Origin of the sequence: Vibrio algarum, from assembly GCF_028204155.1 — a bacterium.
In the GTDB taxonomy this organism is placed as follows: Bacteria; Pseudomonadota; Gammaproteobacteria; order Enterobacterales; family Vibrionaceae; genus Vibrio; species Vibrio algarum.
In genome coordinates, this window is record NZ_JAQLOI010000003.1 from 829,449 (window position 1) to 851,444 (window position 21,996).

Annotated in this window: 19 protein-coding genes; 8 read left to right on the forward strand and 11 right to left on the reverse strand. The window is 39.7% G+C overall.

The genetic code is table 11. The features are described 5' to 3' along the window. Positions 1 to 27: 27 nt before the first annotated feature. The 3 genes from PGX00_RS19130 to PGX00_RS19140 are packed head-to-tail and all read right to left on the reverse strand — an operon-like array spanning position 28 to position 4,049. The gene (locus PGX00_RS19130; protein ID WP_272139553.1) at positions 28 to 1,938 is read right to left on the reverse strand and encodes a bifunctional diguanylate cyclase/phosphodiesterase; all 1,911 of its coding nucleotides are present in this window, start codon (positions 1,936 to 1,938) and stop codon (positions 28 to 30) included. A 5-nt stretch (positions 1,939 to 1,943) separates the two neighbouring features. Beyond that, positions 1,944 to 2,609, reverse strand: coding sequence for a transglutaminase-like cysteine peptidase (locus PGX00_RS19135; protein ID WP_272139554.1), 666 nt, complete (start codon positions 2,607 to 2,609; stop codon positions 1,944 to 1,946). 48 nt (positions 2,610 to 2,657) lie between these two features. Next, on the reverse strand, positions 2,658 to 4,049 hold the full coding sequence (locus PGX00_RS19140) for an HlyD family type I secretion periplasmic adaptor subunit (RefSeq protein WP_272139555.1): 1,392 nt from the start codon (positions 4,047 to 4,049) through the stop codon (positions 2,658 to 2,660). Positions 4,050 to 4,341: 292 nt separating this feature from the next. Between PGX00_RS19140 and pdxH the strand changes: the two genes are divergently transcribed. Beyond that, on the forward strand, positions 4,342 to 4,995 hold the full coding sequence (gene pdxH / locus PGX00_RS19145; protein ID WP_272139557.1) for a pyridoxamine 5'-phosphate oxidase: 654 nt from the start codon (positions 4,342 to 4,344) through the stop codon (positions 4,993 to 4,995). Between the two features lie 103 nt (positions 4,996 to 5,098). Here pdxH and PGX00_RS19150 read toward each other — a convergent pair whose 3' ends face one another. Further along, the gene (locus PGX00_RS19150; protein ID WP_272139559.1) at positions 5,099 to 6,922 is read right to left on the reverse strand and encodes an SUMF1/EgtB/PvdO family nonheme iron enzyme; all 1,824 of its coding nucleotides are present in this window, start codon (positions 6,920 to 6,922) and stop codon (positions 5,099 to 5,101) included. A gap of 186 nt (positions 6,923 to 7,108) precedes the next feature. After that, positions 7,109 to 8,212, reverse strand: a complete 1,104-nt coding sequence (locus tag PGX00_RS19155) for a PEGA domain-containing protein (protein WP_272139560.1) — start codon at positions 8,210 to 8,212, stop codon at positions 7,109 to 7,111. 357 nt (positions 8,213 to 8,569) lie between these two features. Between PGX00_RS19155 and PGX00_RS19160 the strand changes: the two genes are divergently transcribed. The 5 genes from PGX00_RS19160 to PGX00_RS19180 all read left to right on the forward strand — a co-directional run bounded on the left by PGX00_RS19160 (position 8,570) and on the right by PGX00_RS19180 (position 16,030). Next, on the forward strand, positions 8,570 to 9,394 hold the full coding sequence (locus PGX00_RS19160; RefSeq protein ID WP_272139562.1) for an AraC family transcriptional regulator: 825 nt from the start codon (positions 8,570 to 8,572) through the stop codon (positions 9,392 to 9,394). Positions 9,395 to 9,570: 176 nt separating this feature from the next. Beyond that, a complete protein-coding gene (putA, locus tag PGX00_RS19165) occupies positions 9,571 to 12,702 on the forward strand; it encodes a bifunctional proline dehydrogenase/L-glutamate gamma-semialdehyde dehydrogenase PutA (RefSeq protein WP_272139564.1) in 3,132 nt (1,043 codons plus the stop codon). After that, positions 12,699 to 13,388 carry a 1-pyrroline-5-carboxylate dehydrogenase gene (locus tag PGX00_RS19170; RefSeq protein WP_272139566.1) on the forward strand — a complete coding sequence of 230 codons (690 nt, stop codon included), beginning with the start codon at positions 12,699 to 12,701 and terminating at the stop codon, positions 13,386 to 13,388. The genes putA and PGX00_RS19170 overlap by 4 nt, the downstream gene beginning before the upstream one ends. Before the next feature lie 76 nt (positions 13,389 to 13,464). Next, positions 13,465 to 14,958, forward strand: coding sequence for a sodium/proline symporter PutP (putP, locus tag PGX00_RS19175; protein WP_272139568.1), 1,494 nt, complete (start codon positions 13,465 to 13,467; stop codon positions 14,956 to 14,958). 592 nt (positions 14,959 to 15,550) lie between these two features. Continuing rightward, the gene (locus PGX00_RS19180; RefSeq protein WP_272139570.1) at positions 15,551 to 16,030 is read left to right on the forward strand and encodes an Lrp/AsnC family transcriptional regulator; all 480 of its coding nucleotides are present in this window, start codon (positions 15,551 to 15,553) and stop codon (positions 16,028 to 16,030) included. Positions 16,031 to 16,035: 5 nt separating this feature from the next. Here PGX00_RS19180 and PGX00_RS19185 read toward each other — a convergent pair whose 3' ends face one another. Next, positions 16,036 to 16,404 carry a hypothetical protein gene (locus PGX00_RS19185; RefSeq protein WP_272139572.1) on the reverse strand — a complete coding sequence of 123 codons (369 nt, stop codon included), beginning with the start codon at positions 16,402 to 16,404 and terminating at the stop codon, positions 16,036 to 16,038. A gap of 85 nt (positions 16,405 to 16,489) precedes the next feature. Further along, the gene (locus tag PGX00_RS19190; RefSeq protein ID WP_272139574.1) at positions 16,490 to 16,735 is read right to left on the reverse strand and encodes a hypothetical protein; all 246 of its coding nucleotides are present in this window, start codon (positions 16,733 to 16,735) and stop codon (positions 16,490 to 16,492) included. Between the two features lie 246 nt (positions 16,736 to 16,981). Here PGX00_RS19190 and PGX00_RS19195 point away from each other — a divergent pair, with 246 nt between their 5' ends. Continuing rightward, a complete protein-coding gene (locus tag PGX00_RS19195; protein ID WP_272139576.1) occupies positions 16,982 to 17,623 on the forward strand; it encodes a substrate-binding periplasmic protein in 642 nt (213 codons plus the stop codon). Positions 17,624 to 17,648: 25 nt separating this feature from the next. On the opposite strand, the gene PGX00_RS19200 is transcribed toward PGX00_RS19195, so the two are convergent. Further along, positions 17,649 to 18,293 carry an HAD family hydrolase gene (locus tag PGX00_RS19200; protein ID WP_272139578.1) on the reverse strand — a complete coding sequence of 215 codons (645 nt, stop codon included), beginning with the start codon at positions 18,291 to 18,293 and terminating at the stop codon, positions 17,649 to 17,651. Between the two features lie 12 nt (positions 18,294 to 18,305). Then, positions 18,306 to 18,995 carry a peptidoglycan DD-metalloendopeptidase family protein gene (locus PGX00_RS19205; RefSeq protein WP_272139580.1) on the reverse strand — a complete coding sequence of 230 codons (690 nt, stop codon included), beginning with the start codon at positions 18,993 to 18,995 and terminating at the stop codon, positions 18,306 to 18,308. A 356-nt stretch (positions 18,996 to 19,351) separates the two neighbouring features. Between PGX00_RS19205 and PGX00_RS19210 the strand changes: the two genes are divergently transcribed. Further along, on the forward strand, positions 19,352 to 20,956 hold the full coding sequence (locus PGX00_RS19210) for a BCCT family transporter (RefSeq protein ID WP_272139582.1): 1,605 nt from the start codon (positions 19,352 to 19,354) through the stop codon (positions 20,954 to 20,956). Positions 20,957 to 21,060: 104 nt separating this feature from the next. On the opposite strand, the gene PGX00_RS19215 is transcribed toward PGX00_RS19210, so the two are convergent. Beyond that, positions 21,061 to 21,471, reverse strand: a complete 411-nt coding sequence (locus PGX00_RS19215) for a PAS domain-containing protein (RefSeq protein WP_272139584.1) — start codon at positions 21,469 to 21,471, stop codon at positions 21,061 to 21,063. Between the two features lie 82 nt (positions 21,472 to 21,553). After that, positions 21,554 to 21,874, reverse strand: coding sequence for a DUF1840 domain-containing protein (locus PGX00_RS19220; RefSeq protein WP_272139586.1), 321 nt, complete (start codon positions 21,872 to 21,874; stop codon positions 21,554 to 21,556). Positions 21,875 to 21,996: the final 122 nt, after the last annotated feature.

The window sequence follows — 21,996 nt, forward strand, 5'->3', positions numbered from 1 at the left end:
AGCGGCCTCAATATAATTTTTATGTGGTTATTTATCGACTATAAAACCTTGGAATACTTCAATAAAATGCTCAGATAAGAAATCTAACTGAGTCTTAGTTTCTACCCTGGATGCAATAGTCGTTACGCCTAAATTATGTGCAGTACGTGAGATAGAGGTTAATGTATAACGTTGTTTTTCATCCTCTATCTGATGGGTATATAGATAATCTAACTTAACGTACTTTGGCCTAAATTCGTTGATGTAATCTAGAGAGTGGAAGTTTCGGCCATAGTTATCGACGCCAAACTCTGAACCACTACTACGGATAGCATGACAAAGCAGTGCGGTATGGTGCTGATGTGAGATAAAACATATTTCTGGAATTTCGAAATGCAGCTTTTTGGCGGAATTTGGGAATTTGGTTAGTATTTTGGTTAACCAACGAATAAAACTTGGTTCAGAAATACTACTAACCGTGAGGTTAATAGCGAGAGTGTCTTCAATATTATGTTGTTCAAGATTGTCGATCATGCTCTCAATAACATACTCATCGAAAATATAACCAGCATTTAACTGGTCAAGGGCGAAGAGATATTGGTTCGCTGTATAGCGAACGCCATTTTTTTCAATAGATGAGAATACCTCACGATGGAACGTTTTACCGTCGTTGCTATTTGCAGATTGAAATTTAAACTCAACATTTTGGTTACTGATTGCTTCTTCAACCAATTCTTTCCATTGCTGTTTACCTAATAATATATGGTCATTTACGTCGGATACGATTTCGTAGTTTCTCTCTGGGTGAGCGACTGCGAGAGATAAGGCGTTATCGACGAGTGAAAGTACTTCAGATGTCGATTTTCTGGTTTCGTTGTATACAAGACCTAATGCCATATCGATTGGCGCTGTACCCGTTGGGTCTGGCCGAACACTTTGCACATTACCGACGATATTCTTAGCCAGCATATGGAGATCTTCATTTTCAATATTGGGGAAGATGAATGCGAATTCTTCGGTGTTTATCCTTGCGATAGTAACCGCAGGAGAATCTGTGGTGAGTTTCAGATGATCGGCGAGTTCTTTTATCATCGTATCTCCGGCTTCATAGCCAGATTCATCATAGGCTTCTTTAATAAAGTTCGCTTTTAAAAGTGCTATACCACCTTTAGACGACTCTTTAAGCCATTGATTGAGCTGCCCCATAAAGAACGAACGGTTACCTAATTGAGATACTGGGTCCATATAGGCTCTTTCTCTAAGCTGCTCAGCTTCTTTTGCTTGCGCTCTGAAGCTTTGTTCGACTTGCTGAGACATGGTGTTAATACCATTAACAACCGCAACCAAGTCTTTCGTTTTTGGTTGCTTAAGCGGTTCACCAAATTTGTTTTGTGCGATCTCTTCCATTTTTATAATGATAAGCGCTAGTGGGCGTAGGCTTCGTTTCAGCATGGCGGAGACAAGTAACATTCCTAGCGAAAAAGCAATCAGAAAAGCGATACCAAGGTTCTTAACTGCCCCCCAAAGTTGTACATAGGCTTCACCTGGATGGCTGATGATCTCTATTTCAGCTAACTGTAGCCAACCACTGGTTACCACCCTTCTGTCATGAAGTTTGGTAAGTAAGTTCATATCGATAAACCAATCGGGCACACCAGTAGCCTTTACAGGATAAGAGCGAATGATCTCTTCTTCAGTATCCAAGAAGGTTAGCTTTACGATTGAATAAGAGCTACCGTCAAATAAAGCATTGATTACGGATTCCACCGCGACGCTATCTTTTTGTTCAAGATAGGGTGCAAGTGCGAGGCCAACAGTATTTATGGTGTTATTCATTTCTGAGCGTTGCTGCTGCATCAGAAAGTTACGGGTTGTCGTGAACTCTATCGCTAAGACTGAGCCAACTAGTAACAAGAAAACAGCCAACATACCTGCGACAAGTTGTTTATGTAATGTCATGGTGGTTACTCATTGTAATTTAGTTTTGGTTTGTTAAGTTTTAATGATTTATTTCTAGAACGAAGATCATTCCACAGGCTTAATCGAGAGGAAGTACCAGCTAGTTGTCCGCTCGCCTTTTCCTTCATTAGCCATAGGTTTTTACCATTAAAACTATAAATAGGGAGTAAATCTCGCCTTTCAGTTGCGGGCTTAATTACCGGATTAATATTATCTAGAATCACTGGGACTGAGCTCGATTTTTCATAGTAGGCTAGAACCATATGAAATTGATTTAACTCAATCGCTTTAACGTAGACCAGCCGTAACTTTTTATCAGAAACACCCAGTTCAAGTAGCGAAAAGTATTTTGCTATAGTGAAATCTTCACAATCACCGGCATTACTGCCAATAAATTCTAGTGGTGTGGCCCAATAATCGTTTTTTGCCCATAAATCGATATCATTTACAAAATTGAGCTGATTAAAAAAGCTATTTACACCGGCAAGTTTACTGCTTTCGGGTTGATTTTTAAGCTTTTCTAATTCTGAACGCCAAGTTTCAGTGCGCTTTCCTGCTCTTGGTCCATATGTTTTTGAAACCGCATCGACCCAACGTTGCTCCTCTGTGTTGAGAGCAACAGATGTCATTGAAAATGAAAGCAATATCAATAATATGATAAACGTTTTCATTGCTACTTATTCATCGATAAAGTCTGGGGAGGGAATACCATAGAATAGCTACTCCCTAAGAGCCGTTTTTTGGGCTGTCAGTATCGGTTTTAGAATATAATCTAAGACTGTACGCTTGCCCGTAATAATATCTACGGATGCGGTCATGCCTGGTATAATAGGTAAGCCTGCCTCAGTACCAAATTTGTGATCGTCCGTTCTGACTGTGACCATATAAAAACTATTCCCTTCTTCGTCTTGTATGGTGTCTGCACTAATATGTTCTAAAGTTCCTTCTAAGCCACCATAGCGGGTAAAATCATAGGCACTAAACTTAACTATAGCAGGTAAGCCAGGTCGTAAAAATGCGATGTCCTTCGGTGCAATCTTTGCTTCAACTAGCAGTGTATCCTCTGAAGGGACTATCTCTATCAGATCCATACCCGGTTGAATAACGCCACCTACAGTATTGATATGCAACTTCTTGACAGTGCCGGTGACAGGGGATAACACAATGGTTCTATTTACTTTGTCTTCTAAGCCGACGGTCGACTCAGTAAGAGCGGATAATTTATCTTGAGCCTGATTTAGTTTTTCTTGCTGTTCTGAACGAAACTTCAAGGCAGCATCTATTCTGCCTAGCATTGCTTCTCTAATTGCTGAGGTTATGCTTGGGATTTTAAGCTCAGTAGAAGTCAGTTCTCTGCGTGTATCGTTAAGTTGGCGTTGCAATTTAAGCAATTCAATTTTGGGGACAACACCTTCGTCTGCCAAAGGTTTGGTAATGTCTAACTCTCTTTTAGCAAAGTTGTAGCTTGTTCTTAGATTTTTTGCTCTTGCTGTTAACTCTATGAGCTCTTGTTCTTTTTGTTTTACTTGCTGGTCTACAACTGACAATTTGTTATTTAGGTTTTCTAGATCTTGTCGATATTCATCTCGTTGACGTTGTACGAGTAGAGGTTGCGTGTCACTTAAAATTGGTGGGAATGCCAGTTTATTAAAATCAATTTTGACACTGTCTTCCCAGTTAGCGTTGTCGAATTCTTCTTGGATCTGAACGCTGGTAATAGAAGCTGACAATTGTAAGACACTTGCGGTCAAGTTAGATACTTGCTGTTCTCGTTCTCTAAAATCAGAGCGAAATCGAGTATCATCGATCAGGATTAGTTGCTGTCCTTCTTTGACCATATCACCTTCACGGACTAAAAGGCTTTTAACTAACCCACCTTCTAAGTTTTGTACCACCTGCAACTGAGAGCTTGGGATGACTTTACCTTGTCCAACGGTTACTTTATCTAGTTGTGCCCAAGAGGCCCATGCGATCGCGGCAATAAAAAACAGCACCATTACCCAAAGAAGTATTCGGGCACTACTTGGCGTGTTTAGAAGCAAAGCGGCTGTTTTGTCATCCACATAGTCTAACTCCGCATCTTTTAGCATCTTAAACTTTTTACTGCTCATTTGCTGTCCTTGGCATTACTTACACCATTAATGATTAGTTTGACGACATGTAGCATTAATTTTATTAGCTGTTGAGCGAAATGTTAAGTAATAACCTATTTTTATTTTTTCTCAAATAGTTAGGGTTAAGTTAGTGGTGGCTTAAATGGGTTTGTAATGGCAAAAATTAACCATAGAGTTAGGTATTAGTTATTAAGTTTGTGAAAATGAATTTAACTTGATCAAATGAGAATGCTCTTGTTTTCATCGTTTGATAAGCGCAAAATTACAAAAAATTCTTTAAGGATAAGATATGGAACTGAAGGATATTCGTCGAGAATATACTAAAGGTGGTTTACGACGTAAGGATTTGAAAGCCAACCCTATAGACCAATTCAATCTTTGGTTAGAGCAAGCCGTTAAAGCTGAATTAGCCGATCCTACCGCTATGACTATTGCGACGGTAGATGAACATGGGCAACCATTTCAGCGAATTGTATTGTTAAAGAGTGTTGGCGATAGTGGTTTTGTTTTTTATACTAATTTGGGTAGCCGAAAAGCGCACCAGATTGAAGCCAATTCGAAGGTAAGCCTTCACTTTCCTTGGCACACAATTGAAAGACAAGTCCATATTACTGGTACTGCTGTTAAGCTTTCTGCAATTGAGAACATGAAATATTTCTCTTCTCGTCCTAAAGAAAGTCAAATTGCTGCGTGGGCAAGTAAGCAGAGCAGTCGATTGTCTGCAAGAGGTTTACTGGAAGGGAAGTATCTTGAACTAAAACAGAAGTTTGCTAACGGAGATATTCCCATTCCTAGTTTTTGGGGTGGCTTTCGAATCGTTCCTGATAGCATTGAATTTTGGCAAGGTGGTGAGCATCGTTTACATGATAGATTCATTTTTACTAAAGATAGCTCTGTTGTTAAAGATGAAAGCTCGTGGTCAGTGGAACGCTTGGCTCCTTAAGCCTAAACTAATTTAGCTCTAGGTGCAGTAAAATAATAAAAGACCTCGCTTATGCGAGGTCTTTTTGTTGTTAAAAACGTTATTTGATTAAATAATGGATGCTTTAAAGTTGGCGCAGTATTCGGAAACCAACGTAATTTGCAGCCGTGTTAGGCGCAATAAAGAGTTGACTGTAGCCCGTTGCTTGATTTGGAGAGAAGCTCCAAGAGCCACCTTTAGTCACACCTTTTGAATCATTAGTCCATTCCCAAACATTGCCGACTACGTCATAAAGCCCAAAGCCATTAGGTGCAAATGTTTTAACAGGTGAAGTGCTGATGTTAGACCACTTGGTCCCGCCCCATCCGGTGTTTGCTTGTCCTGCACCAAATGAATCACCCCACCAGTAAGCGGATTGGCTACCTGCTTGTGCAGCCACCTCCCACTCGGTTTCTGATGGTAGGCGATACTTAAAGCCAGTTTGAGTTGAAAGCCATTTTGTGTAGGCTATGGCGTCTGTTTGGCTAATACATACAACAGGTGAGTTTGCACCTTGTTTAATCCCAGGGTTACGCCAGTAACTATCGGTTATCGGCACAATTTGTGACTCTTCTACCGTCGTACAAATTTTCTTAAGTTCAGCATCTGTTTGATAATTCGTGTCATTGATGAACGTTTCAAATTCGGCAACCGTAATTGGTGTCGCTGACATTGCATAAGCTTTATCTACGGTAACTTGTTTTGCACTGTTCTCGCCGACTAAGTATTGCCCTGAGCCAATGACGACCATTTCTGGTGCTTTACTACGGTTTTTTAATGCGTCAGCAAATTTTCGACCAGAATGAGGGACATTTTCTTTTTCTCTCAATACGGCTCTTAATGTGTGATCCCCAGTGATGCTTAACTCTTGATGGAAAGAGCGATAGCCTTCTTTCTCTATCGTTACCATATGGCTTCCTACAGGCAACATTATATCGAGTGGGGTACTTCCGTAACGAACACCATCAATCGCGACTTTATCTTGGTATTGATTTGACCGGATAGTTAGCGTAACCCATTGGACCTCTTTTATCTGTCCATTAGTTTGTACTTCGCTTTCATCAAAACAATAGCTGGACTCGACATCTAACAATTTACAAGGTGTGTTTTTGGCTGGGCGCGACTCCATAGTGACGTCTAAAATCGTTTGATAACGAGTTTCATCAGAAAACCCGTCTTTAGAAACCTTTTGCCCAACAACATGAATGTTTAGGGATACATTTTCCAAATGCTGCTTGATTGTTTTGTGTTCGCTAGTATTCGCGATGAGCTGACTTTGAAATCTGCTTACCGCTTTTTGTAAAGCAAGATTTTTAGTTTGGTCTGCACACTGAGCAATCGTCATGTCGTCTTGACATACATTGGTAAAGCTTACTTTTAATTCATCTTGTTGGTTTAGTTCACTACGCAAACGTTCAACACGCGCTCTGACTTTGAGTTCTGAGAGACGGTCTAAATCGGCATTTAATCGCTTTTGGTCGACTTCAAAAAGTGAAAGGTCTGCGTATAGTTCTTGCAGCTCTTGCTCCGATTCAAGTCGGGCTTTTTGGTTAGCTTTAACGTCGGCCCATGCGCTTTGGTAAGCACCTTGACTAGGTCTTAAATCAAAATCAGGCTCGTTGGTGATTCGACCGTAATCACGATCGAGAGCTTTCTTAGTTTGCTTTAATTTATTGTCTAATTGAATAGATTGCTTTTCAAGCTGGCTTTGTTTGTCTTGAGCCAGTTTGATCGCTGTTTTCTGCTTTGCTACTTGCTTGGCAGAAGCATCCATTTCTGTCTTTTTAGATTGTAGCGTTTCATCTGCTTGCTGAACTGTTACGGTTGGAATGGCATCCGTTGCCAATACCGTAAAAGGAATAAAGCATGGAGATAATGCTAGTAGTAATGCAGGTAGAGCTTGTCGCATGATCGTAATTACTTTAATGATTAACCGGGTAATTTACCTATTCTATACGAAAACGCCATTTTGTCAGAATATATCATTGCTTGATATTAGACAAAATGGCGCTTATTCATCAGCTTTGTGAATTCCGACAGGTAATCAAAGTGTTAACTTGTCGAAAAATACAGCATTTATGTATTTAATCTTAACTTAACTCTCTTTGCTAGCGAGTAGTTTTACCCAAACTGTGTCGTTGCCGTTAATTGTGATGACACGATTGTAAGTCTCGTAACCTTCTTTTGAGACAGTGACTTGGTGTCGACCTGCTGGTAAAACGATTTCCACAGGTGTACTTCCGTACTTCACGCCATTGATAGTTACTGAGTCGTTGTATTGGTCTGATCGAACAGTTACGTTTGCCCACTGTTTGTTTTTGTTATTAGTTTGAGTTGAAGCTTTGCCTTTTAGGCAGTACCTCGACTCAACGTTTAACAACTTACATGCAGCAACGGCTTCAGGTTTTGCTTGCAGTTGCGCTTGCATTTGCGTGCTGTAAGAGTTGCTACCGGCAAAACCGCTCTTGATAAGTTGGCTCTCTTGAACATGAATATTCAATTGAACACCATCTAGGTTTTGTTTCGCAAGCGTTGTTTCGGTTAATTCAGCTAATAACTTAGCTTTGAATGCTTTAACCGCTTTCTGCTTAGTCAGATACTTACCTTGATTAGCACACTCACCGAGAGTCATTGTGGTTGAACACGTTGTGGTGTAACTCGTTTCTAATACATTGCTTTCACGAAGCTCTGCATTGATACGTTTTACACGAGCTTCTATATGAGATTCTTGTAAGTTCTCATATTCATTGTTAAAACGCGCTTTTTTCTGTTTAACCTGAGATAATTTAACTTCGTTTTCAGTTATCTCTTGGCGATTATTGAGCTGGCGAGCTTGGGTGTCTTTTAAGGCGGCCCATGACTCTTGATACTCTTTTTGGAAAGAGGTTAGGTCAGTGTCAGGGTCATCGAGTAGCCTTGCATATTGTTTATCAAGTGCAATTTTAGAACGATTTCTCTTTGCTTCTCTTTCCGATGCTTCTCGTTTAAGAGATGCACTTTCCTGTTGTAAACGTTTAAGGTTTGCCGATTCGGTATCAAATTCTTGATTTACAGTATCGATGTCGGCCTTCTTTTGATCAATTTTTTCATCTATCGCAATAACAGGATCCACTTGTTGTGTCTCTTCTGCTGCGAAGGATGCTACTGACCAAAAGGAAGTTAGCGCAAGAATAAGCGCTGGGATACGGCGTGTGATCATAAGTCCCTGCAATAACATTTTAGATTAAGGCTAAAAGAGCTAATTAATAATTAAAAAACTGTATTCAGTTTCTACTTCTCTAAGCGGTTTTATAACAGTGAATAAGCATAGCATTATTAATGATACTTTTTAAAATTTTATGCTTATTTTTGAGCTGTAGAGAATATTATGAGATCTACATGTCACAAATAGCTTATCTACAGTTTAGAATAAACATCCACCGTAATTTAGATTCACTTGATCATCGTTCCGATTCTGTATGGTGTTTCGAGTTTTGACTACACATTCAATCCATGATTAGAATGTTAGTCTTGCATGTGTAATTAATGATGATTTTTACTTTAGGGGATATTTCGTTTGGCGATATCAGATCAACGTGAAATTACATTATCAAATTTAACCTCTGAGCAAAGTCCTAAACCTGCTGAGCTTGTTACGTTGCCAAATTGTATGAATAGTCATAATCATGATTATACTCAAGTTGTTATTGGGCTAAATGGACCAACAGAGTTTGATGTTAATGGCGTTGGAAATTTAGTTAAGCCAGGGCAAGGTGTTGTAGTATCTGCAACGATGGATCATGCTTTTGGCGGGGTTAAGGATCATTCTGATATTTTGGTTCTTAATCTTCCTATCTTAACTGACGACAGTCCTATTTTGCTTGAACGCTTGAGCCAGCTTGCTAAAGCTGATGTTTATTTTCAATTAGACGGTCAAATACGTCAGTTGATAAAAATGTTAGTAGTTGAGATGGAGGAGCACCCTCATGATTTATTGTTGAGCCGTGCATGTAATGATACGGTTTTAGCATTATTACAAAGACACACATCAACATTCCAGACCAATAATAAAGACGCTAGGATCGATATTGATGTGGTTGATCGATATATATCCCATCATCTGCGAAGACGAATTTCAGTAGCACAATTGGCTGGCAGTGTTTTTTTAGGGGAAAGCCAGTTTCATACTTTATTTAAAGCACAAACAGGTGTTACGCCTCATCAATATGTTCTCAATAAACGTATCGACTTTTCAAAAGAACTTATCGAAAAAGGTAAGTATCCACTGAACCATGTTGCTGATTTGGCAGGATTTTCAGGTCAAAGTACTTTCACTCACGTTTTTACACGCCTTAATGGGTTCTCTCCCTCGCAATATAAAAAACGCTTCCACAACAATTAAGTTGTATCGAATAATTTAAGAATTTTGACGAGGTTTGTTCCGTTTTTGTTAAATACAGGGTTTTTTGACAAAAATACAGGAGCTTTTGACAACTATTGCACTCGTCCGCAAAATACACTGCGTGCTATCTATAGAAATGTTAGAGATTTTTCTGACGTTGAGATTGAGGAATATGGATGTTTAGAGCAATAGATGTGCTAGCAACTGGCCTCGTTGACAAATCTATCGACGAGATTTGGTCACTAATCTCTCCACTATATATGGTGGATGAATCTAGATGGCTATCAGAATTGATTCCTATGGCGACGCCTTTGGTAAATGAAAAAGAACAGATCCGGCAGCAAACAACAAGCTTAATCGAATCCATTCGTGCGGATAAAAAATCAATTCAAATGATTGACGCGCTATTGCTTGAGTACAGTTTAGATACTCAGGAAGGAATTTTGTTGATGTGCCTTGCTGAAGCGTTGATGCGTATTCCTGATAGCGCCACTGCCGATGCCTTGATAAAAGACAAATTAACTGTTGCCGATTGGAAATCTCACCTTCAAGGTTCTGATTCTGTATTCGTTAACGCTTCTACGTGGGGGCTAATGCTTACTGGCAAGGTAGTTGGCTTATCCGAATTAGAAGCTAAGAGCCCAACAAGTGCAGTTTCTAGGCTCGTGAATAAAATGTCTGAGCCTATAATTCGTCAAGCGATGCATCAAGCCATGAAGATAATGGGGCATCAATTCGTATTAGGTCGGACGATTAAAGAAGCTCAGAAAAACGGTAAAGTGAATCAAGATAAAGGGTATGACTTTTCTTTTGATATGCTTGGTGAGGCGGCTCTCATAACCAAAGATGCTGAAAAATATTTCAATGAATACCTTAGTGCAATAGAAGCAATAGGTAAGAGTAATCCAAGAGGTGAACTAACAACCGCCTCAATCTCCATCAAGCTGTCTGCGTTACATCCAAGATACGAAGTCGCTAATGAAAGCCGCGTAATGACAGAGCTTTATTCATCCATTCTCAAATTGGCGAGTCGAGCGAGAGAGTTAAGTGTCGCAATTACTATAGATGCTGAAGAGATGGATAGACTTGAGCTCTCTTTACGACTTTTCAAAAAATTATATCAAAGCCCTGAAATTAAAGGGTGGGGTAAGTTTGGTCTTGTTATTCAGGCTTACGCCAAAAGGGCGTTACCGGTTTTAGTTTGGCTTAATAAACTTGCTAGCGATCAGGGAGATCTTATACCTGTTCGTTTGGTTAAAGGCGCTTATTGGGACAGTGAAATTAAATGGGCTCAACAATCTGGTTTTAACGATTATTCTGTATATACGCGCAAAGAATCGACGGATGTGGCTTATCTTGCTTGCGCTCGTTTTTTATTGAGTGAGCATGTTCGTGGAAATATTTTCCCGCAGTTTGCTAGCCACAATGCTCAGACAGTCACCTCAATCGCTGTGATGGCTAAGCACAAGGACTTTGAATTTCAGCGATTACATGGAATGGGAGAGTCTCTTTATCACCATGTAATTGATACGTATAAAGTCAATGTTCGTATTTATGCACCTGTTGGCAATCATAAGGATTTACTTCCTTACCTGGTGAGGCGTTTATTAGAAAATGGCGCAAATAGCTCATTTGTACACAGATTAGTGGATGCTCGGTGCCCAGTGGAAACACTAACGGAACATCCAGTAGATATGTTACTTGCTTGTCCTACATTACATAACAATAAAATACCGTTACCGTTGAACATTTTCCCAGAACGAAAAAATTCGGTTGGGGTAAACGTTGATATCGAAAGTGAATTAATACCGTTTGAAAAGAAAGTAAACGCTTACTTTGATAAGAAGTGGACTGCGGGTTCTGTTATTAATGGCGTCTCAATTTACGAAAGCATGATCAAGGAAGACGTTGAGCATGTAGTTATAACTTCGCCTTATGATCGTAATAAAGTGGTTGGAGATATTCAATTTTCCAGCCTTGATCATGTTTCCGAAGTTATTGAGATATCTGAGCATGCTTTCGGTGAATGGCAAGGGATTTCGGCTAGCCAACGAGGCCAATATTTAGAGAATCTAGCTAATTTGTTGGAGGATAATCTTGCTGAGCTGGTCGCATTATGTCACCACGAAGCAGGAAAGACGATCCATGACAGCATAGACGAAGTACGAGAAGCCGTAGATTTCTGTCGTTTTTATGCAAGGCAGCAGCATGTATTTGAATCAGAAACCTCAACTGGTTTTGACAGCTCGATACAGACTATTTCAAGAACCGGGTGCGGAGTCTATGTTTGCATCAGTCCTTGGAATTTTCCGTTAGCGATTTTTTTGGGGCAGGTTGCTGCGGCATTGATGGCGGGTAATACGGTAATAGCTAAGCCAGCTGAACAGACTTGTTTAATTGCCGCGAAAGCTTTTGATCTGATAGAGCTTGCTGGTTTTCCAAAAGGAGTGGCCCAATTGTTACTAGGACGCGGTGCAGATATCGGTGCAGCATTAACTAGCCATTCGGCTATTGCCGGAGTGGCATTTACCGGGTCTACAGAAACCGCGATGCGAATTAATCAATCATTGGCAAAAAGAGAGGCATCTCCAGTACCGTTTATTGCTGAAACAGGTGGTCAAAATGCAATGATTGTTGATAGTACGGCCTTACCAGAACAAGTTGTAAGAGATGTCATACGTTCAGCGTTTGCTTCTGCTGGTCAACGCTGTTCTGCGTTGCGTGTACTTTATGTTCAGGAAGATATTGCGGATAGAATTATCGAACTGATACAGGGTGCGATGGATGAATTGTGTGTGGGCTTACCGTATAAGCATAAGACCGATGTTGGCCCTGTGATTGATATGCTAGCAAAAAATAATTTGCTGGAACACATCGACGATATGAAAAAGACACAGACCTTGGTAAAAGAACTCAGCCTCCCAGTTGAATGCGATTCAGGTGATTTTGTACCACCTTGTGCATTTGAGATTGATAGTATCGCCGCGTTGTCCAAAGAGCACTTTGGTCCGGTTTTACATATTACTCGATTTAAAGCGCATGAAATTCAGCAAGTGGTAAATGAAATTAACCAAACCGGGTACGGTTTAACTATGGGTATACATAGTAGGAATGAGACTACTTATCGTTGGATAGAGAAAAATGCACGTGTAGGCAATTGTTATATTAACCGAGATCAAGTGGGTGCAGTTGTTGGCGTGCAACCATTCGGCGGACAAGGTTTATCAGGTACAGGGCCAAAGGCTGGAGGTCCTCATTATTTATACCGATTCACTCAAGCTAAAGTAGAAAAAGGGACCGTATTATGAGTCAGATAGATATTCATTTTAATAACTCTTTTGTAGCATGGGAAGAATGGAATTTAACCGAAGTAGACCGTCGTTACGAGAAGCTAGGTCGTTATGTTGCCAGTATGCCTGACAGTGTTATCTCAGCAGGGAAGTTTCAGTTTAATCATAGTAAAAAGGTGGCTTCTAAAGTACACCAACTTGTTGGTCCAACTGGAGAAACGAATGAATTATATGTTGCTGGACGAGGTGTTGCCGTATTGGTCGTCGATTCTACTCATAAAAATACTCATTGTGCGGCAGTAGCACTGATAGTGGCCATATTATCTGCTGGTAACAGTGCCATTCTTTGCTGTGATGATGATACTTTGTCGCAGTTATTGGTGAATGAAGTTAATAAAGAGGAATTACTTAGCAACGTGGTTCAATGCCTCCCTTTTAATAGTTATAAGGGGTTGCTTGCACAAGATATTAAGAACTTTGCCTATGTAGGTAGTGAGCGAGTAGAAAAAGAGATCAATCAGTTACTCGCTGTACGAACAGGTGCAATAACAGCACTTATATCGGAAACCGATCTTGAGCGGCTTCCACAGTCTCAAGATCCAAAACTGGTACTTCGTTTTATTACTGAGCGTACACGTACCATAAATATTACTGCCGTTGGCGGTAACGCAACGTTACTCGAAATGGGTAGCGGAACTAGTTAATCCCCCGTTCCTTTTTATACCCTCTCTCTAAATAGGGAGAGGGCATGGAAGAATTTTGAAATAGAGGATATTTTTAATGATAGAAAATAGCTTTGCTATTACAGCAACATTTGCTGCTTATTTAATTATGATGTTAGCGATTGGTTACTATGCCTACCAACGTACATCGAACTCGAGTGACTACTTTCTTGGTGGTCGTTCATTAGGTCCTTGGCCAGCCGCTTTATCTGCGGGTGCTTCTGATATGAGCGGTTGGCTTTTATTAGGTTTGCCGGGATATGCTTATGCTGCAGGTATTGAAGCCCTTTGGTTAGGCGGTGGATTACTAATTGGTACATGGGCGAATTGGTATATCAGTGCTAAGCGTTTGAGAACCTACAGTATTACAACTGAATCACTAACTATTCCTGAATTTTTAGCTCGTCGGTTTGATGATAAATCTAAGCTCATTCAAAGTATCTCTGCATTCTTTATTTTGTTGTTTTTCCTTTTTTATACCAGCTCTGGTTTGGTAGCAGGTGGTAAATTGTTTGAGACTGTATTTGGCCTTGATTATAGTTATGCCGTAGTCATAGGTGCTATCTGTGTAGTTTCTTATACCCTTTTTGGTGGGTTCCTCGCGGTATCTTGGACTGACTTGGTTCAAGGTTTACTCATGTCGGCCGCGTTACTAATTGTACCAATTGCAGCAATGCAAGGTGGTTTCGGTCAATTAACGGCTGATCTTGCGAATATAAATCCGGAGCTATTAACGCTTTGGAATGACTCTAAAGGGGAGCCTTTAACCGCTGTTGCGATAATCTCTTTGGTCGCTTGGGGTTTAGGTTATTTTGGTCAGCCTCATATTCTGGCACGTTTTAAAGCCACACGTACAAACAAAGATCTTACAGTGGCGCGTCGCATTGCCGTTGTGTGGTCGGGTATATCAATGGCGGGTGCATTGTTGGTTGGGCTGGTTGGGTTAATTTACGTAACCAATTCTCCAGCAGCAGAGTTAGCTGATGGCGAAAAAATCTTTATGATACTGGTGAATGCCATTTTCCATCCGGTTATCGCGGGAATTTTATTAGCTGCAATTCTTGCTGCCATAATGAGTACGGCGGACTCGCAGTTACTTGTATCTTCCTCTGCTTTAGCTGAAGACTTTTATAAACAAGTTTTCAAACCAAATGCTACGTCAGAAGAAGTTGTAAAAGTTGGACGTATTGGTGTTATTTTAATCTCTATTTTAGCTTTGGTTTTAGCGGCAAGCCCAGACAGTTCTGTTCTTGGTCTCGTTTCCTATGCATGGGCAGGGTTTGGTGCTGCATTTGGACCAGCTATTGTATTGAGCTTGTATTGGTCTCGTATGAATAGAAATGGAGCACTAGCGGGTATTGTGGTCGGAGGTATTACGATAGTTGTTTGGAAACAGCTTTCTGGTGGTTGGTTTGATGTGTATGAAATTGTACCAGGGATCATCTTCTCTACAATTGCGATTGTTGTGGGTAGCTTAGCGTCTGGTAAGCCAGAACAAGTGGTAAGTGAGCAACATAAGAAGTATCAAAAACTTCTAGTTGAGCTTGAATGATATTGATCTAGCTCAATTTTATTAAAAACTTTGATCCAAGGGGCAGAATTGACTGCCCTTTTTTTGTGACGAATTTCTTACATATAGAAAATAAATCAAAGTTTTTACGTTAATTTAATAAATCTTGAGGTTTTAGGTTTATTATTGTTTCTGTTTTTATAACTTATTCATATGTTTAGATTTTAGGAATCGACCATGCCAGATTTATTTTGTTCCGCGTGTAAAAGAACAACAGCTCATAAAACAATAATGTGCAAAAATCAGGCAGTACCAGATTCAACTATAGGGCAGTTATTTAGTTCAATAGGTCAAATATTTCGTGGTAATCACTATTATGATATGGAAGCAAAGCTGTTTTGCAGAGACTGCAATTGCCAACATATAGAATTAGACAGTGAAATGAGCCGGAGTAGTTTGAATGCCACTACACAGGTTAGCCTCAATTAATACTGCGTAATAGATATTATAGAGAAGCGGCAGAATTGACGAAAAAATCCAGATAGTTATCTATCTGGATTTTTTTCTTTTGTTTCTAAGGAAAGTCTTTATATTGGAACGATAGTTTATTGGAATAAGAAGGCTGAGCAAGGATATGGCTCAAAACTTAGATAGAACCGATCTGGATATTTTGCGTATTTTGCATAAAAAAGGTCGCCTCTCAATGGTCGAATTGGCAAAGCAAGTCCACCTAACCACATCACCGTGTTCAGATAGAGTCAAACGACTAGAAAAAGAAGGGTTTATAACAGGATATCATGCTGAAATTTGCCCAGAAAAACTAGGGTTAGATGTGCAAGTATTTATTCATATTCGTTTAGACCAATCTAGTTTTTCAATTTTTGATAAGTTTGCCAAGGCGGTTAACTTAATGCCCGAAATTGAGCAATGCTACTCATTGTCTGGCGATTTTGATGCCATGATTAAAATCCGCGTAAAGGATATGAAGGCGTACCAAGTATTTATGTCCCATAAATTGGGAACTTTACCTGGTGTTATTCAAACTCGCAGTGAAGTGGTTATTGGTGAGCATAAAAATAGCTTTGGTATCAATGCTGACATGATAACGTCATAGTTTTATTATTCGGGCACTCTGACTTCAAACGTTTTTCCGCCATACTGGTGAACTAAGTCATGTGCTCGAACAGTAACAGAGCGTACTTCTTGTGGAATATGGACACCAGCTAAACTTCTAGTGAAGGGTTGTTCGTTTTCATGTGGGTGATACAGGACTCTTGTACCTAATATATTGCCGTTATTATCAATAATGTCCCACTTATTTGCATAGTGCTCCCACCCGCTATCTGCATGTAGCACCGTGACATCGAAGCTATAGGTCTGAATTCCTGTTTTGTTTATTTTTACATTTACAACATCTGCCTCCCCTGCAAAAGAGGCAAATGGAATTAACAGGGCGGTAATTGTTATTGCCTTAGTACGAGCTTTCATCACCTATCTCCGAATATCTTCATTTGGTTTGGCTTTTATCTACTTTACACTGTAAATGAATCTTATTTTTTAAATAACTAGAGAGTTATGATAAAGATAGTTGAACTAAATCTAATTGCGAGTAGGTTTCTGCTTCTGGACCTTTAGCGATTAAGTCGATGACATGATAGTCTGACATATCGCCAAACTCGTTAGCTAAATAGGCTCTAAAAGCTTGTTCGTTCGGCCATTTACCCCGAACGATATACCCTTCTTCTCTATCAAAGTCTTCAGTTTCAAAAAATGAGAAATCAGTCATACCTATATTATGACAGTACAATACGAGATACATGCGAGGTCCTTTGGGTTGAATTGAATAAAAAGTTGATGAAAAAATACCTTCACTTTATCTTCTATCTAGTGTCAGTTTTGAGTGGTATCTTGTTGCTCTGTTGTTTTACTATAATAGTTACATGTTTACTAATTTAGTGGATATTTAAAGAATGAAGCTAATACGTTGTTTTATCCTTTTTTTGCTTTTACGTCTGTTGTTTATGCGAACCAAGTAGTCCAAGTAACCGTTATCGGTAATGAGTCAATGCCTTGGAACGGGATTGTAGATGGAAATCCATCTGGGATTACCGTCGATATATTAAATACTTCGACTTCATACGGCGCTCCTCACTTCAATTTCGAACTAGGAATTCCATGGCGTCGAGCGCAAGAAATGATTTTAAATATGAATAATGGAGAATTAGTGTTAATCGTACCATTAACTAGGACACCTACTAGAGAAGCAACATATAATTGGATTGCTCCTTTAGTAAAAAATGAAATGAATATAGTGTCTCTGACTACAGAAAAAATTACGACGTTAGCCCAAGCAAAAAATAAACATATTGGAGTAATACGTGGGTGGAATGCTATCCCTTACCTTGAGAAGTTGGGTTTTAGAGATCTCGAAGAAGCAAAAGATGGTGAAAAAAATATGGCTAAATTGATGCATCACCATATTGAAGGCGTCGGAGATTCTACCTTGGTTGCGCGTTATCAATGGAAAAAAATTGGTGGTAAATCTGAACATTTGTATGTTGGACCAAACATTTCAGAGTCAACTTATATATATGTAGCCGGAAATCATAGCTTTCCGAAAGAGGTTGCACAAACAATATACGCCGCTGTTGAAAAAATGAAAAATGATGGTGTTTTAGGTGAAATTATTAATAAGTGGGAGAAATAGCCTAGTAAAATACGTGTTGTTTTTTTTAAGAAGAAAGCACGTTAATGACATCCGTTATGTTTTTCACGACAAAATCAGCGATTTCAAAATCATTACTGACAATTTCTGGAATCGCAATCGTTGTAATCTGTGCTGCAACCGCTGACCTTACACCGGTTAAGCTGTCTTCAAGGGCGATGGTGTTTTTAGTTGAGGTATTTAGTCTCCTACATACCTCTAAATACACATCAGGTGATGGCTTACCATTATCTACTTCGTCTGCACTTAATGCGATTTCAAATACATGTGCTATTTCAAGTTTATGCAAAACAGCTGAGATAATTGGTGTGCTAGAAGAGGTAGCCAAGGCTATTCGATACGAATTTGATTGTAGAAAGTCTATTAATGTATAAATTCCATCTCTTGCTATAGCGTGAGAGCGAATTAGAAGGGCGGTTTTTTCTAGAAGTTGGTTTGCGAATTGCTCTGGGTTGGCGTCCAGTTTAAACATATTTATCCAGAGCAATGAAATATCGTCAATTCTCTTACCCATAGTGTGCTTAATGCAATCTTCAGCATTAATCGATATACCAAATTGACCCAACATTTCAATTTGGGCTCTTCTCCAATAAGGTTCAGAGTCGAGAAGAACGCCATCCATATCAAAGATAAATAGTTGTTTTTGTTTCATTTCATTGTCCAATTAAGTCGATGCTGGTTGAGATATTTTCAAATTTTGCTTTGACAAGCCTAAAAGGAATGAAGGATCTGGGCAATTGGCAAATAATTTGGCCTGATCTTTTTCACTCGTTGCTCCGTAAAAATCCCCCTTCCACCCAAACATATCTCGCATCACTTGAATATGTAGGTGAGGTGGCCAGCCGCCATTTACTGTCCTGTCTCCGATACGAGCAAATTCTTGTCCACGTGAGATTATCTGTCCTATTTCTAATCCTTCTATAGAGTCAAGAGAGAGGTGACCAAACAACGAATAGAATTCATCATTATCAATAGTGTGTTTTAGAATGATTGTTGGGCCATAGTCGAATGGTAAATCGTTATAGTTAAAACTGTGTACAATCCCTTCAAGTGGTGCGTAGACATGTGTTCCAGCGGCTACCCAAAGATCAATGCCAAGATGGCGATCTCTCACCTCGGATGCTGGTAGATCTGAAAAGTGAGCTGCATTGCGATAGGTTGCTCTTTTTTCCCTATAACCACCAATAGCGACGGTATACGATTCATTGAAATGCGAATTAACAAACTTATCTAAATAATCAGGTTCACTGGTTCTAATGAAGTGCAATTTAGGATTTTGCTCGGAAAGATCGATTGGCACCCAATTCTCTTTCGGGTGTGTGTCACCAAAAATCGGGAAGTACTGTTGGGCCATTACACTATCCTTGTGCTAATAAATTTTGAACTAGAGTGATAGTTCTACCATTATTTGAACGTCTCTGAAAGAGTTGATTCCAGCAACAATATAACGATATCTCTACCAGTCCTTTTGATTATGGAACCCATTATTTTGCAAATTCCCTTTTTGGGTAAACAGAGAAACATTCAAGCTAATGGTTAACATCAAATAAGGGAACGCTATTCGGTGTTAGAATGCGCCGCTTGGGGTTGAGCTAAAGCCATTAATCACCATTACCTTGTTTTTTATGGTGAGGCTAGCCAATCAAGTAGTAATTGCATATGGAGTTGGTCTTTATATCCGTTCATTCGGATATGTGAACATCATAATTTATGGTTTTAAAATCAAAAAAGTACAGTATTGAATCTACAGATTATCAAGTTGGTCAAGATAACATTAGTAAATGGGGTATGGACGTCCATAACACAGTTTTCATAACCTCACTCGGCTTATCTATTCTCTTCATTGTCACTCTTCTCGCATTACCACCAGCAGATGCAAAAGCAGCTATTGATTTCATTAAGGGTGCTGCGTTGTCAAATTTTGATTTCCTCTTCATGTGGGGAGCCAACATCCTGTTAGTTTTCGCCGTGATTTTAGCGTTTTCACCTTTGGGTAAAATTCGCTTAGGTGGCGAGCAGGCTACTCCTGATTATTCGAAAACATCTTGGATTTCGATGTTATTTGCTGCTGGAATGGGTATTGGACTCATTTTTTGGGGAGTTGCCGAGCCGACGGCATTCTTTACGAACTGGTATGGAACACCACTTAATGCAGAACCTTATACAGAAGCCGGTCGTGAATTGGCATTAGGCGCAACGGTCTTCCATTGGGGCCTACATGCATGGGCTATCTATGGTATGACCGCGCTTAGCCTTGCCTACTTTGTTTACAATAAAGGGTTACCACTCTCAATGCGCTCTGTGTTTTACCCAATGTTACGTGATCGAGCTTGGGGGAAAACTGGTGACTTGATTGACGTATTAACGGTATTAGTTACTTTGTTTGGTCTAGCGACTTCTCTTGGTTTGGGTGGCGCACAAGCGGCAAGCGGTATCAGCCATGTCTTCGGAATTGAAAACAATATCTACCTTCAGCAATCCATTATAATATTGATAATGGGTTTGGCGACGGTTTCTGTTATGCGCGGCATGAATGGTGGTGTTAAGTTTCTAAGCAACCTGAATATGATCATTGCGTTTGTATTTCTTGGTCTTATTGCAATTTTGAATGTCACTACAGTGTTCGATTCATTGGTTACCGCTTTGACGGGTTATGTAAAAAACATTCTTCCGTTAAGTCAAACCACTGGTCGTGATGATACCACTTGGCTACACGGTTGGACTGTCTTCTATTGGGCATGGTGGGTAGCGTATGCCCCTCTTTTTGGTATGTTCGTAGCACGCATATCTAAAGGACGTACCGTTCGCGAATTTATTCTTTGCGTATTACTTATCCCGACATTGGTCACAACGGCTTGGATGTCGGTCTTCGGTGGTGTTGCTATTCAACAGGTGATAGATAAGGTAGGGCAATTAGGCCTTGATCAAGGAATTGCGGATGTCTCTCTAAGCTTATTTTATATGTTAGATGCCTATCCGTTCGGAAATGTTCTATCCGTCATCGCTGTTGCATTGATTATCGTTTTCTTTGTGACAACTTTAGACTCGGGCTCTATCGTTATTGATGGCATGACCGCTGGTGGTAAGTTAGAAGTACCAGTCAAACAGAAAGTCGTTTGGGCTGTTATTTCTGGTGCTATTGCTATGCTTATGTTGTGGATTGGTGGCACTGAGTCTATTCAAACTCTGCAATCAATCACCATTATTGCTGCATTGCCGTTTACGATAATTCTTCTGTTGGGTTGTGTGTGCCTGATTAAAGGTTTATTGACGGAAGTTGAAAAACCTCAGCTATCGACTAACCAACTGAATTAACGTAGTTCGTCTCAAGGTTAATAATTAAGTTGAAAACTCTCTGGTATTTCATACTAGGGAGTTTTTTGTTTTTTATGGTGATAAAGTAGAATAGCTAAGAGCCGCTATGCTAAAACTTCAGTAGTTGTTGCGCAACTTGATGAGTTTAGGGATAACTCACAAAAGGTTCTTTCAAATGTACCATTGGAGCTGTACTTTGATGTTCCATTTAGGCTAACTGACAAAATCTCATTTTTTTTAGTTCTAATTTTTAATTGCACATCGTTAACGTAACCAAAGTCTTTTAGTTGAGGGAAGTGGTTATCCACGCATAGTAGAGAATCAGGATGAAGAAACTCAACAAAATGTCTTCCTAGGACGTCCTCTTTTTTATAGCCGGTTAACTTTAACCAAGCAGGATTTACATCAATAATAGAGCCACTTAAATCTAATGATTGAACGGCATTTTGTCGATTATTCATATCCATACAGTGTGATCCGTTGTTGATTAATTTTTCTCTCGCTTCGGCCACCATACTAAAATCCTTTTAATCGTTTGACTATTAGTAGTATATATCACTAACACTGAACTCAACATCAGACGATTCTTTACCCCTTCTAGTCAGTGTAATCCCACATTACATTGCACTCTGCTTTTTGTGCGGCAGTGAACAGTTCAACTAAAGGAAAGGCTCGATTCATCAAACTGACCGTATCTTCTTTGATGTCATCTTCATTCTCTTCGGATTCGTTGGGGGCAGTGATGTTTTGTTCATTTTCAATGGATGTCTTTAACTGGATTAATGCGTCAGGAATATCAGCGGCTAAAATGGCCCCAGGTACTTTGCCGCTATGGCCAAGCATTTTGAGCATTTGTAGTCCCACATCGCCAAACATGGTGACGTTTGCATATGCAGTGCAGCTAAATGTAATTAACATAATGAGCTTCCTTCCAGAATGACAGTCAGTTTGTATCGATCAGTTTAACCAGACCGAACATAGCGACTAAGTATATGAACCATAGCACAGATTCAGAATGACGAGATTTTTTGGTTCCAGTT